This window comes from Paenibacillus sp. JCM 9796, assembly GCF_055379675.1.
This window is the reverse complement of the sequence record NZ_AP043723.1, coordinates 4,096,984-4,110,402: the sequence shown is the minus strand read 5'-3', so window position 1 is coordinate 4,110,402 and position 13,419 is coordinate 4,096,984. Positions and strand designations below refer to the sequence as shown.

Below are 13,419 nucleotides of genomic sequence, written 5' to 3'. Positions count from 1 at the left end.
GAAGAGCTCCTTACCGGAGCCCTTCGAGGAAGATATATTCGTGTTTTTGCCACAGCTGATCTTGCGATACAGAAACCATTCGTGCTTCCCGACCTGAGTTCTACGGCAGCACGATCGCCTTGAGCAGCTCTTTCTCAGCTACCAGGTACTGCATCAGCGACGTTTGCGCCTGCCATATGAACGCGGCGGAGGGGTTCTTCTTGTACTCCTCCATAGAGGCAACGGCCGTATTCAAGGCGCTGTTCATCTTGGGCAGCGCAGCCTTGCCCGCCTCGCCGAGCCCGTCGCTGACGGAAGCCGCCGATTGCGACCAGCTTTGGTGCGTCGTCTTGATCGTCTGCAGCGCCTTCTCGTCCAGAGCGCCGGCCGTCTGCTCGCCGGCGTGAACGGCCGTTTGCGCCGCGATGAGCTGCACCAGCTTGGTGCCCTGATTCATGTAGGTGCCGAATATATCGGCTTGCTTGCCGTTCCAACGGATTTTGGATACCGCCGGAATGTCGTATGGCTTTAGCATCACGTCGATATCCTGGGCCTCGTAGACTTGCGAAAGTCCCAGAGCTTCATCACGGCCGGACGCCATGCCGACATAGACCGTATATTTGTCTCCCGCCTCGCTCACTGCGGCAAGACCTTTCTTGCGGAAGTCGGCCACCGCCGTCTCCGCGCTTTGCGCGGTGCTGAACACGCCGCCCTGCAGAAACGTATAGCTGGCAGCCGGCAGCGCGATCGCAACGCCGTCCGCGGCCGCAGCCGGCACCGAGGCGCCTGCAGGCGCAGCCGCCTGCGTCCCCGTTCCGCTGCCGGAGGCGTCCGCTTTGTCCCCGTTCTGCGGCTGCGCCGCGCCGCCTGCCGAGGCTTGCGCCTGCGTCGGGTCGGCGGTCGTGCCGCTCCCTTCGCCGCCGGAGAACATCGACAGCACCAAAAAACCGAAGGCGACGCCCGTAATAACCGCTCCGGCCACCGAAGCCGTAATTTTCAAGAACGAGCCGCCCCCCGGCGCCTTGGAGTAATGTACATGATCATCCACGATCACCCCGCGGTGGGAGCGGCGGCCTCCGGACGGCCTCGGCTCGCGTTCGAAATAGCCTGTCTCCGGATCGGCAGCGGGTCCGCCGGCAGAGCGAATGATCTGCTCGACGCGCTCCGTCTCCAAATCGAAAGAGCTTTGCCAACCCCCAAAATCGGTCGTAAAATCGTTAAGCGGCTTCACGCTTGGCGAAGAGAACTCACTCCGGCCCGCAGGCTTTACCGACGTTCGGGACGTCCGGGAGGGAGCCTGTCCCGTATGGAACGGCGTCCCCCCGTTCGTTTCCGTGCCGCTGCCGAACCGCGCTCCCGCTTCCCCGCGCCTCCCCGCCTTATCGTCCAAACCAGTTTCCGTCTCCGTCTCCGTCCAAGCCTCAGACCCGTGCAACGGAACCTCGGCGCGTTGAGTTTCGGGCTCTTGCACCACACGATACTCTTCCGCATGCAGCGGAATCACTTTGACTTCCCTGCGCGGGGAAGAATCATCCTGCCGGCGTTCATGCGAAAATCGAAACGTCATTTTGGCTTTATTCATTGCTCCTACTCTCCCTTGTCCGGTTTCGTGTTACTAGACTATGAGAGTCGGACACGAAATAGAACAAAAAAACTCCGATTTCCTTCAAGCTTGCAAGGAATCGGAGCCTCTCTTCGCAGTACTATGAACTTTGCCGTTCTTCCAATGCTTTGGCGAGACCCGCCGCCGCTTTCCAAATGTCCCCCGCGCCCATCGTCAGCACCAAGTCTCCAGGCTGCACCGCACGGGACAAATACGCCTGAACCTCTTCCTTCGTCGGGATGTAACGCACGTTCCGATTGCTGTTCTGCTTAATCAGTTCCACGAGCTTGGCCGAGGTTATGCCTTCGATCTGTTTTTCGCCTGCCGGCGAGTAAATGTCCGTAATAATCACTTCGTCAGCCTCCGGAAACGAGCGGCTGAACTGCTCGAACAAGAAGTACGTGCGCGTATAACGCTGCGGCTGAAACACCGCCACAATGCGCTTGCCCGTCGCCTTCGCCGCTTGAATCGTCGCTTCGATCTCCGTCGGATGATGCGCATAATCGTCGATCACGAGCATGTCGTTCACTTCGCCGAGCACTTGAAAGCGCCGCTTCGCGCCGCGGAACGAAGGAATCGCTTCCGCCACCTGCTCGAACGACAGCCCCGCTTCCATGCAGGTGATCAGCGTGGCGAGCGCGTTATACACGTTATGCTTGCCCGGGACCGACAATCGAATCGTACCGAGCGTCCGGCCGCCGCGCACGACGTCGAACGAAACTTTACGGTCGCCGAGATCGATGTTGCGCGCGACGACGTCCGCTTCCGAATCGATCCCGTACGTGATGACCTCGCTTTGGATGTTCGGCATCATTTCCAGCAAATACGGATCGTCCTTGCAGATGACGGCTTTACCTTGCGGCTTCACTTGGCTAAGAAATTGCGCATACGCTTTTTTCAAATTTTCAAAGTCACCGTCGTAGTTTTCCAAATGATCCGCTTCGATATTGTTCACCAAAGCGATCAAAGGCTGATATTGAAGAAACGATCCGTCGCTCTCGTCCGCTTCGGCCACGACGTAATCGCCTTTACCGGCCTTCGCGTTGCTGCCGACGTTCAGAATTTCCCCCCCGATAATGAAGGTCGGATCTTGCCCGCACTGTTCAAGCACGAGCGCAATCATGGAGGACGTTGTCGTCTTTCCGTGCGCGCCTGCTACGGCAATCCCTTTCTTCGCATTCATCAGCTGCGCGAGCATTTGGGAACGGTGAAGAATCGGAATGTTCAATTCCTCAGCCGCCAGCATTTCCACATTATCTTTGGACAGAGCGGTCGAGTAAACGACGACGTCTGCGCCTTTCACATTTTGCGCTTCGTGCCCGATGAACACTTGCGCTCCCTTGGCTGCGAGCTTTTCCGTAAGCTCGGCTTGCGCCAAATCAGATCCCGAAACTTGGTAGCCCATTTCCAGCATCACTTTGGCAATGGCACTCATACCATACCCGCCGATGCCGATAAAATGGATGTGCTCCGATGTATTCACGCCCGTTTCACCAGCCTTTTTCAGAATCGGATTGATGCTTGATCCAGGAACGTATATCCCCCATCAAATATAACGTACCTGAAACGACGGCCAAGTCGTCTTGTGCCGTCAACTCTTTTGTTCGTTCAAACGCCGTCTTCCAATCCGGTTCGATGATCACTTCCACCTGGTCTCGGCCGAGCTCGGCGAGCATGGTACGGGCGATCGCGGCAAGATCCGCGGCGGACGCTTTTTTATGCCAATTCGGCTCGGTCAAGATAAGGGTATCCACTATTGGTAGTATATGCCTGAAGTAGCCTGAATGATTCTTGCCCGCCAGCATCCCCATCATAAAATGCAGCTTGCGGTACTTGTAAGTGGTCGTCAGCGAAACCGCAAGCGCTTCGGCTCCTTCCGGATTGTGCGCCCCGTCGATGACGATCCTCGGGTTGTCAGACACCTTCTCCAGCCGTCCCGGCCAAGATGTCGTCTTCATCGCCCGATACAAGTCCTCGTCGTCCACGATCAGCGCGTAATACTGGCGCAGCACTTCGAGGGTCATGAGGGCTACGGCCGCGTTTTTAACCTGATGCGGGCCGTTCATCGAGATCGAGACGTTCGGAATGCGCCTGAACAATCCTTCGAAATGAAACGTCTGCTCGCCTTCGACCGAAGCAACCGTCTCCAGGTGAAACTCGCGACCCAGCAAATAAACTTTGCTCTTCTTCTCGGCAGCCTTGTCTTCGATCGCCTGCAGCGCTTCCGGCTGCTCGACGGCGCTGATGACCGGAACTCCGGCCTTGATAATCCCGGCCTTCTCGGCGGCGATCGAGGCGAGCGAGTCCCCGAGGTAGTCCATATGATCGTGCCCGATGTTCGTAATGACGGATACGAGCGGCGATACGATATTCGTCGAATCAAGCCGGCCTCCAAGACCCGTCTCCCAAACAACGAAGTCCGGGTACGCGGTCCGGGCAAAATATTCGATCGCGATGACGGTCGATATTTCGAACATGGAAGGCTGCCCGTATTCGGCGGCGACTTCATCGATCAGCGGTTTAATTTTGTTAACGACCTGCAGCAAATCCTCGTCGCTGATGTTTTCCCCGTTCAATCGAATCCGCTCATGGAACGTTTCGATGTAGGGGGACGTGAACGTCCCCACATCATAGCCGGCTTGCCGGATCGTTTCGGTCAAATACGCGCAGACCGAGCCTTTGCCGTTCGTGCCCGCCACATGAATGAACTTCAAGCGGCGGTGCGGATAATCGAGCAGCTCCATCAGCTTCTCCATACGCTCCAGCCCAAGCTTGATACCCGTCATCGGAATGAAACGGACGATCCAGTCGATCGCTTCCCTCGCGGTGCGGAAGGAACCCTGGATCGGAGCGTTAGCGTCCTTCGTCATCTTACGTTCATCCTTTCAGTTCCGCGATACGAGCCGTCACTTTATCCCGCTTGCCGGAGTAATCGGCCAGCTTCGCTTTTTCTTCTTCAATCACTTTGGCCGGCGCTTTGGCGACAAAGCCTTCGTTCGCAAGTTTTTTCTCAATGCGCTCAACTTCGGCGTGGAGCGTCTGAAGCTCTTTCTCCAAGCGGCTTATTTCCTGGGCAATGTCGATTAATCCGGCCAAAGGCAAGAACAATTCCGCGCCTGTGACGATTCCTGTCATCGCTTTATCCGGCGCGCCCAGCGTGCTGTCGATCGTCAAGACCGACGTATTGCTGAACCGGCGGAGGTACTCTTCGTTTCGCTTCAAAATATGTTCCGTCTCGGCGCCGGTCGGCTTCACTTGCAGCTCGATCTTCTTGCTCATCGGCACGTTCACTTCCGCCCGGATGTTGCGCACCGTCCGGATAATGTCCATCAACAGCTCCATCTCGCGCACCGCATCCGGCGCTTCGAACTTCGCTTCGAACGTCGGCCATGCGGCAAGCGTGATCGTATCGCCTTCATGCGGCAAGTGCTGCCAAATTTCCTCGCTGATGAACGGCATGAACGGATGCAGAAGGCGCTGGGTCCGGTCCAGCACGTAAGCGAGGACAGACTTCGTCGTCTTTTTCGCCGTTTCGTCGTTCCCGTATAAAGACAGCTTGCTGAATTCAATATACCAGTCGCACAAATCGTCCCAGATGAAATTGTACAGCAGCCTGCCCGTTTCGCCGAATTCGTACGCATCGATCAGTCGGGTTACCTCGCGTACCGTCTCATTCAGACGATGCAGGATCCAACGGTCCGCCGTTCCGAGTTGGCCGGTCAAATCGATGTCTTCGTATTTGAAATCCCCGAGGTTCATGAGCGCGAAACGCGAAGCGTTCCAAATCTTGTTCGCGAAGTTTCTGGCCTGCTCGACCTTCTCCCAACGGAAGCGAAGATCTTGCCCCGGTGTAGAGCCCGTCGACAGCATGAAGCGCATCGCGTCGGCGCCGTATTTCTCAATGACGTCGAACGGATCGACGCCGTTGCCGAGCGATTTGGACATTTTACGCCCTTCGGCGTCGCGCACAAGTCCATGAATAAGCACGTCCTTGAACGGAATGCGATCCGTAAATTCAAGACCGCTGAAAATCATCCGCGCCACCCAGAAGTAAATAATATCGTAGCCCGTCACCAGCAGATCGTTCGGGTAATAACGCTTCATGTCTTCGGTCTGATCCGGCCAGCCCATCGTCGAGAACGGCCACAACGCCGAACTGAACCACGTATCGAGCACATCCTCGTCCTGCTTCATATGCGTGCCGCCGCAATGCGGACAAACCGTGACATCTTCGCGCGCGACAATCAATTCTTTACAGTCGCCGCAATACCAGGCCGGAATCCGGTGACCCCACCACAGCTGACGGGAAATACACCAGTCGCGGACATTCTCGATCCAGTGCAAATAAATTTTCTCGAAACGGTCCGGCACGTAGTTGACGCCTTGCCCGGACTTCTGCGCTTCGACGGCGCGTTCGGCCAGCGGCTTCATCTTCACGAACCACTGCGTCGACAAATACGGCTCTACGACGGCGCCGCTGCGCTCGCTGTGTCCGACCTGATGCACGTGCTCCTCGATCTTGATCAGCACGCCGAGCTCCTTCATGTCCGCCACGATCTGCTTGCGGCATTCGAAACGGTCCAGCCCTTGATATTTGCCCGCGTTCTCATTCATCTTGCCGGACTCGTCCATCACGAGCACCTGCGGCAAGCTGTGGCGGTTGCCCACCTCGAAGTCGTTCGGATCGTGCGCCGGCGTAATTTTTACGGCGCCGCTTCCGAACTCTTTCTCGACGTACTCGTCGCCGACGATCGGAATTTCGCGGCCGATAATCGGCAAGACGAGCGTCTTGCCGATCAAGTGCCGATAGCGCTCATCCTCCGGATGCACCGCTACCGCCGTATCGCCGAGCATCGTCTCCGGGCGCGTCGTCGCGACGACGATGAATTCTCCGCTGTCTTTGACCGGATATTTCAGGTGGTACAACGCGCCTTGAACTTCCTTATATTCGACTTCGATGTCCGACAGCGCCGTACGGGCCGCCGGATCCCAGTTGATAATATATTTGCCGCGGTAGATTAAACCTTTCTCATAGAGACGGACGAATACTTCGCGAACCGCCTTGGAAAGCCCTTCGTCCAAAGTAAACCGTTCCCTGGAGTAATCGAGCGACAGGCCCATTTTGGCCCATTGTTCACGGATCGTGCCGGCATAATGCTCCTTCCACTCCCACACTTTCTCGAGAAACTTCTCGCGTCCGAGATCGTATCGGGACAGGCCTTCCTCGCGAAGCTTCTGCTCCACTCTCGTCTGCGTCGCGATTCCCGCGTGGTCGGTGCCCGGGAGCCAGAGCGCATCGTAGCCCTGCATCCGTTTGGCCCGGATGACAATGTCCTGCAGCGTGTTATCCAGCGCGTGTCCGATATGCAGCATCCCCGTCACGTTCGGCGGCGGTATGACGATGCTGTAAGGCTTGGCGTCCGGCCGTTGGCCGGCTTTGAAATATCCGCCCTGCAGCCAATAATCGTACCATTTCTTCTCACTTTCCTTCGGATCGTACGTGGTCGGCATCGACGTTTCCGGTGCCGCTGGTTTCGTTTCTTCCATAACCTTTTCTCTCCTCCAACTGGTTACTGTTCGCTGTATCGGCAAGCTTACGGCTTGAAGCCGCGATTAACGGCCACGCTTTCCTTGTCCGGCAAGGAAACGCGCCTTCGTCAAGGTTGATGCCTTCTATCAACCAAAAAAAGCCTCTCGCCCGTAAAGGACGAAGGCTTTCGCATCCGTGGTACCACCTTTATTCCGCATGAGCCTGCAGGAGCGCGGGATACCCGCATTCCATCGGGATGAAAGCCGCCCATACGGCGCTTAAACAGATAACGGCTGTGACCGGCCGAATCTAAGCCGCATGGCTTTCAATTCGGCAACTCCGGGGCGACTTCGACAGGTACGCATCCTGCGGGAAACCTCTCAGCGTGGTGCCGGTTCCGCTCTCTGAAGGGCTTGCTGCCTACTATTCCCTTTCCACGTTATTACAGCATCTTATGCGTATTATGATAAACAATCGCAACGGCAGAGTCAATACGAGGCCGCGTTTAATACCATCCACTTTCCGGGCCGCGAACCTCCATCCGATCAGTATAACCAAAAAAACGCCCGGACAAGCCTGCTTCAGGCTGTCCGGACGCATTGTTTTGGGCGCGCGCCGTTATTTCGGGATATATACGATTTGTCCGGCGGCCAGCTCGCTTTCGCCGAGCCGGTTATGAAGCGCGATTTCCCGCGGACTCACATTGTATTTTTTGGCAATGGTTTCGAGCGTTTCTTCCTTCTGCACGATCACCAGCCGCAGCTTCCGGAACTCCTGCTGCCCCTGCCTGCCCGGGAGCAGGTTTTTCCACTCCACCTTCTCGTCGGCCTGGCTTTGCGCGGCTGCGGCTGCGGCTGCGGCTGCGGCTGCGGCGGCTGCGGCTGCAGCCTCTTCCGCTTCGCGCGCTTCCGACTTCGACGCCGCGTACTGAACGAGCGAAGTGAATCCGAACGGCTTGCCGCTTGCCGGTTGTGCCGGGGCCGGAGACGGCTCGACGGCGGACGAGCCCTTGATGCCGAAGCCCACTTTCACATCTTTCTTTTCCTCCGCAGGTTGCGCAGGTTGCTCATGTTGCTCAAGTTGCTCAAGTTGGGCAGACTCGGGCGCAAGCGCAGGCTCAGCAGCCGCTACGCTCTGCACGGACGCTTTCTCGGACGCCTCCGTTCGGGGTTCCTCCGGCGTCCATCCGTTCTGCCGCTCCTCTTGACGGGACGTAAACGGACTTGCAGGCTCCGCTGCGGAAGAGTGAAGAATCGATGGCTCCCGCTCCGCAACTCTTTCTGCCTGTTCTTCAGCCCATGGTTCAGCCGCAGCCTCACGCTGTGGAACCCGGGCTTCATGTACGAAGACGACCTCTTCTTCCGTCTCGCTCCAGGACCGCTCGCCTTCGGAAGAAGAGAACACTTCCAGACCGTTTAACGATAACACGCCGGTAATATTCAAGCTCCGCTCGGACAGCAGATCGACGTCGAAGTTTTCGATTTCCACCGAGATATCTTCAACGCGTTGCACACGGTTCATCGGCAGCGTAATTTCGACCGGGATCAGATGCTCCAGCGTTTGCGCCTCGCGGCCTTGTTCATCCACATAGGCGCCGGTCAAGAGCAGATTGCCGCGCAGAACGGCTTGTTCTCCTTGAGACAACACTTGAATATGCGGGACAAGCTCGACGCTCTCCAGCTCCTTAATGCCGAGCACGCCCTCACTTAAATGTACACGCTCGTAAATATCGAATCGCAATCCGTTTTGATCAGTTGCCAAGGTTAAGTCCTCCCTTTCGTATGACTTCCTTTTCCCGTAAGAAAAGTAAGATACTAGACCGCATTGTCATATAACAACCTCTACAACATGTATATGGGTTCGGGAGGAGCAGCATGACTACAAATTTTTCAACCGTTCTTGCAGTGCGCCGAAATCGGCAGGCCAAGGCGATGAAACCGCCACGGGCTCATTCGTAAAAGGATGCGGAAAAACCAGCGCTTCCCCGTGCAGCGCTTGACGGCCGATGGCATCCCGCCGCCCGCCGTACAACGCGTCTCCGATCAACGGGTGACCCAAATGACTCAGGTGCACGCGAATTTGGTGCGTCCGCCCCGTTTCGAGCGTCAACCGCACGAGCGCAGCGTCCGGATACGTTTCCAGCCGTTCATATAAGGTGACGGCTGACTCGCCTGTCGGGGAAACCCGGCGACGTGTCGGGTGATGCCGGTCGCGGCCGATCGGTGCGTCGATCCGGCCCTTCGCTTTCGCAAGCCTGCCTTGGACGAAGGCGACGTACGTGCGGCCGATGCTTTTCTCGCGCATCCGGGCGTCAAGAATCGTCTGCACCCAGTCGTACTTGGCAAACAGCACCGGACCGGTCGTGTCTTCGTCCAACCGGTGAATATGCCGCGGACGGCAGAGCTGCCCCTCGGCGGCAAGCCTGGAGGCTGCCGCTTGCAGCAGCGTCCCCTTCTCGCCTTCCGCTGTCGGGTGTACCTTCATCCCGGCAGGCTTATCCGCCACGAAGCAAAAATCGTCTTCATACAAGAACTCGATATCCGTCCACTCGTCCGCTTGAACGTTCGGCTCCTCGGGAAATAACCGCAGCCGCAGCCGGCTGCCCTGCCACAGCAAGCCGCCGTTATGCAGCAAGGTGCGGCTCCACTTCTCACCTATCAAAGCCGAAGCGAGCTGCCTCGCCTGCTCCCTGCCCTGGATATCGCCGGCCGCACGCCATTCGAGCCATTCTCCTTGTCTGCGCCATCCGCTCATGCCGAGTCCTCCCCGCCGCGGACTCTTCGCGGTTTGCTCCTGCGCCGCTGTTCCAGGAAGGCGTAACCGACGATAAGTGCAAGCAGCAGCCCGAATATGCCGAATACGAGCAGCATGTCCAGCGTGATTCCGTAAAAACTGTATTTTTTTAACACATGTACAGCTCCCGTCCTCGATAAATAGATACCGAAGCTTATTTTACCAAACCGGTCCCCATTATCAAAGCGGTTACACTGCCAATTGTGCCTTCATCTAACTCTAGCAATTGCTGTTAAATGCAGCCTTGATATGATAGAATATTGTAGATTCATAGATAGAATACGGCATTAAGCCTGTTATTAGGAGAGGAATATATTGAAAGGCAGCTTGCAAGCGATCCAACAGTGGAGTTTGATGAAAAGAACGTTGTTTTATATCGCGCTGCTCACTTTTTTGACCTCCAGCTTTTTGTTCCTGACCCCGCCTGGCGGAAAAGTGCGCGAATGGATGGCACAGACCGTCATTACGACGCAGCACCGCAGTTGGGCCTGGATTTTCGTGGGCGCGGAACGACGCGATTTGCTAGTGAAGAAGATGCAGGACGATATCGAATTGGCGTCCTTGGAGAAGCAAAATCTGGGGCTCGTCTCCGTTCGCAAAAAAAGCGGGAAAGCGCGTTCCATCGATGAATTGATCAAAGTCGAAGATATTTCCGGCCCGCTCTGGAAAGGTAAAAAAATGTATGTCTACGATCCGACGACGATCAAGATCATGACCCCGAACAAGCCCGGCGAAGGCGAACGAATCACGTCCATGGTTAACCGTACGGGCGCTGTGGCCGGCTTAAACGGCGGCGCCTTCGACGATCCGGAAGGCTTGGGCAACGGTTTTGCCGCACTCGGCATGATCATCTCCGGCGGAGACATCATCTTTACCGATCAGGACGGCTCGATCCCGCAGCACATCGTCGGCTTTACGAAGGAAGGCCATCTGGTCGTCGGGAAATACGACGCCTTCGAATTGCGCGATATGGGCGTATCCGAAGCGGTTTCGTTCTATCCGCGGCTGATCGCTAACGGCAAGCCGATGATCACGAGCGGCGACGGCGGCTGGGGCCGCGCGCCGCGTACCGCCGTCGGGCAGCGTGCCGACGGAACGGTTATCTTCGTCGTTATAGACGGACGTCAAAAGCACAGCGTCGGCGCCACCTTGAAGGAAGTGCAGGATTTGCTGCTGGCGGAAGGCGCCGTTATCGCAGGCAATCTGGACGGAGGGGCCTCCTCAGAGCTTGTAGTCGACGGTCAGCTCGTCACGAAGCCTTCCAGCCGTTACGGCGAACGCCGGCTTCCTTCAGCGTTCCTCGTCTACGACGATCCCGATTCGGTGCAAGCGACGCGCGTCTGGGACGGCATCGACAAGATTGATGCGGGCGGGTCGCACGACCATCCCGACTTCTTGCGCGAGCAGGCGGAGAAGCGGGCGAAGGGCCAGACGACGACCCCCAAACCGGCGACGGAAACGAAGCCGCCTGCGCCTGCGCCGAAGACGGAACCGGCCAAGCCCGATACGAGCGGCAAAGCCCCGGCGAGCAGCGGGACGTCCGGCGAGGCAAAGCCGGGGACGGCGCCAGGCGGCAAGGAGCCGGCAGCTGGCGGCGGCGGTACCGGCTCGGCCGGAAACGGCTCTGGCACGGGCGCTGCGGGCTCAGGCGGCGAGCCGGCGAAGCCCGCAGGCACGCAGGGCCAGACGGGTACGGAGCCCGGTGGGAGCGGTACGGCGCCTAAGCCCGCAGGCGCCGGCGCTGCCCCGTCAACGGACTCGACGCCCGCGCCTTCGGCGGCTAAGCCAATCGCGCCCGACGGCGGCGGGACAGCGACCAAGCCGGTGGAAGCCGGCGACGCCGCAGCAACGCCGGCAGCGACGCCTGCACCGGCAGCAACGGCTGCAGAGCCTATTAAGACGCCATAAAGTACGATACATAACAGCAAAGCAAAGCCCATCCGGACCTGCGCCGGATGGGCTTTCGTTTGTTCGAACCTATAGCTGCGAAGCCCGGGCGGGAGCCGGGAAGCTCGCTCCGGCCTCTTGCGCTTTCCCCACTCAAGGACTTCAGCGCCTCCTGGTTCCGTTAACCGCGAGTCTCCGCTTTGCGACTATAACCGCTTCAAAGCCTCGCGCTGCGCTTCGATCGTCGCTTCAATATCTTCCTCGCTGTGAGCGGTCGAAACGAACATGCCCTCGAACTGCGACGGCGGAAGACTGACGCCTAAATCGAGCATCGCGGCAAAATAACGGTTGAACCGCTGCAAGTCGGACCGTTTGGCCGTCTCGTAGTCGGTCACCGGTTGGTCCGTGAAGAACGGACATACCATCGAGCCTACCCGGTTGATGGTCAGCGGCACGCCAAGCTCGCGCGCATTCGCGGCGAAGCCTTCCTCCAGCCGTGCGGAACGGCGCTCGAGCTGTTCGTACACGCCCGGCTCGCCCAGCAGCTTCAGCGTCGTATAACCCGCCGCCATCGCCAGCGGATTGCCGGACAGCGTGCCTGCCTGATAAATCGGCCCTGCCGGGGCGATCTGCTCCATAATCTCCCGCTTGCCCCCGTAAGCGCCAACCGGTAGTCCGCCGCCGATCACCTTGCCCAAACAGGTCAAATCCGGCGTTATGCCGAACAGCCCTTGAGCGCTGTTCAAGCCGACGCGGAAGCCCGTCATCACTTCATCGAAAATAAGCAGGCTGCCCTTCGCCTTTGTGACCTCACGCAGCCCTTCCAAGAAGCCCGGTGCAGGCGGCACGACCCCCATATTACCGGCAATCGGCTCAACGATCACCGCGGCGATCTCGTCCCCGAATCGCTCGAACGCCAACCGGACGGCCTCCAGGTTGTTGTACGGCAGCGTAATCGTATTCGCGGCAATGCTCTCCGGTACGCCCGGACTATCGGGTAAACCAAGCGTCGCAACGCCGGAGCCCGCCTTGATCAAGAGCGAATCGGCATGGCCGTGATAACAGCCTTCGAATTTCACGATCTTGCTGCGCCCGGTATAACCGCGCGCAAGCCGCAGCGCGCTCATCGTGGCTTCGGTACCGGAGCTGACCATGCGCACCAGGTCAATGGACGGGATACGCGCCGCCACCAGCTTGGCCATTTCCGTTTCCAGCTCGGTCGGCGCGCCGAAGCTCGTGCCGAGCTCCGCCGCCCGTTTAATCGCTTCGACGACTTCGGGCTTCGCATGACCGAGAATGAGCGGTCCCCAAGAGCCGATATAATCGATAAATTCGTTATCGTCGATATCGGTAACGCGGGAGCCGGCCCCTTTTTTCATGAAGAGGGGGGTCAATCCAACTGATTTAAATGCGCGGACGGGGCTGTTGACTCCGCCGGGGATAACTTGTTTCGCTTCCTCAAAAGCTGTCGCGGAGCGCGCTGCGAAGCGTTGTTGCGGTTCGTTCATTCCATCCACACCTTTACTAGAATATGCTTGAAAACGAAGAAAAACCGAGCCGGGATTTTCAAGAAAAGCAAATTCTCGCGCTCGCAGGGAACGATATCCTATTGGATTTGGCCAAACTT

9 protein-coding genes and 1 other annotated feature are annotated in these 13,419 nt (G+C 57.9%); of the genes, 1 reads left to right on the top strand and 8 read right to left on the bottom strand.

Translation table 11 applies throughout. From position 1 onward, the window contains the following. Positions 1–100 precede the first annotated feature (100 nt). The 7 genes from ACZ439_RS19865 to ACZ439_RS19835 all read right to left on the bottom strand — a co-directional run bounded on the left by ACZ439_RS19865 (position 101) and on the right by ACZ439_RS19835 (position 10,021). The gene (locus ACZ439_RS19865) at positions 101–1,561 is read right to left on the bottom strand and encodes an SPOR domain-containing protein (protein WP_141334311.1); all 1,461 of its coding nucleotides are present in this window, start codon (positions 1,559–1,561) and stop codon (positions 101–103) included. A gap of 121 nt (positions 1,562–1,682) precedes the next feature. Further along, positions 1,683–3,065 (bottom strand): UDP-N-acetylmuramate--L-alanine ligase, encoded by a 1,383-nt coding sequence (gene murC / locus ACZ439_RS19860; protein WP_127607795.1) that lies wholly within the window; start codon positions 3,063–3,065, stop codon positions 1,683–1,685. Between the two features lie 7 nt (positions 3,066–3,072). After that, positions 3,073–4,452, bottom strand: coding sequence for a bifunctional folylpolyglutamate synthase/dihydrofolate synthase (locus ACZ439_RS19855; protein WP_127607793.1), 1,380 nt, complete (start codon positions 4,450–4,452; stop codon positions 3,073–3,075). 7 nt (positions 4,453–4,459) lie between these two features. Further along, positions 4,460–7,129 (bottom strand): valine--tRNA ligase, encoded by a 2,670-nt coding sequence (locus ACZ439_RS19850; protein ID WP_127607792.1) that lies wholly within the window; start codon positions 7,127–7,129, stop codon positions 4,460–4,462. Between the two features lie 153 nt (positions 7,130–7,282). After that, positions 7,283–7,558: a binding site (T-box leader), on the bottom strand. A gap of 172 nt (positions 7,559–7,730) precedes the next feature. Further along, complete coding sequence (locus ACZ439_RS19845; protein ID WP_464620074.1) at positions 7,731–8,873, bottom strand: LysM peptidoglycan-binding domain-containing protein; 1,143 nt, start codon at positions 8,871–8,873, stop codon at positions 7,731–7,733. A gap of 117 nt (positions 8,874–8,990) precedes the next feature. After that, a complete protein-coding gene (locus ACZ439_RS19840) occupies positions 8,991–9,866 on the bottom strand; it encodes an RluA family pseudouridine synthase (RefSeq protein ID WP_054800460.1) in 876 nt (291 codons plus the stop codon). Further along, positions 9,863–10,021, bottom strand: coding sequence for a hypothetical protein (locus ACZ439_RS19835; RefSeq protein WP_155613752.1), 159 nt, complete (start codon positions 10,019–10,021; stop codon positions 9,863–9,865). The genes ACZ439_RS19840 and ACZ439_RS19835 overlap by 4 nt, the downstream gene beginning before the upstream one ends. 199 nt (positions 10,022–10,220) lie before the next feature. Here ACZ439_RS19835 and ACZ439_RS19830 point away from each other — a divergent pair, with 199 nt between their 5' ends. Further along, the gene (locus ACZ439_RS19830; protein ID WP_464620073.1) at positions 10,221–11,813 is read left to right on the top strand and encodes a phosphodiester glycosidase family protein; all 1,593 of its coding nucleotides are present in this window, start codon (positions 10,221–10,223) and stop codon (positions 11,811–11,813) included. 185 nt (positions 11,814–11,998) lie between these two features. Here the strand turns inward: ACZ439_RS19830 and hemL are convergent, their stop codons facing one another. Beyond that, a complete protein-coding gene (hemL, locus tag ACZ439_RS19825) occupies positions 11,999–13,300 on the bottom strand; it encodes a glutamate-1-semialdehyde 2,1-aminomutase (protein ID WP_127607788.1) in 1,302 nt (433 codons plus the stop codon). Positions 13,301–13,419: the final 119 nt, after the last annotated feature.

What these genes read in the sequence shown, in the direction of transcription:
- ACZ439_RS19855 (WP_127607793.1), bottom strand. Translation starts at nt 4,452, where the DNA reads ATGACGAAGGACGCTAACGCTCCGATCCAGGGTTCCTTCCGCACCGCG.
- hemL (WP_127607788.1), bottom strand. Translation starts at nt 13,300, where the DNA reads ATGAACGAACCGCAACAACGCTTCGCAGCGCGCTCCGCGACAGCTTTT.
- ACZ439_RS19865 (WP_141334311.1), bottom strand. Translation starts at nt 1,561, where the DNA reads ATGAATAAAGCCAAAATGACGTTTCGATTTTCGCATGAACGCCGGCAG.
- ACZ439_RS19850 (WP_127607792.1), bottom strand. Translation starts at nt 7,129, where the DNA reads ATGGAAGAAACGAAACCAGCGGCACCGGAAACGTCGATGCCGACCACG.
- ACZ439_RS19840 (WP_054800460.1), bottom strand. Translation starts at nt 9,866, where the DNA reads ATGAGCGGATGGCGCAGACAAGGAGAATGGCTCGAATGGCGTGCGGCC.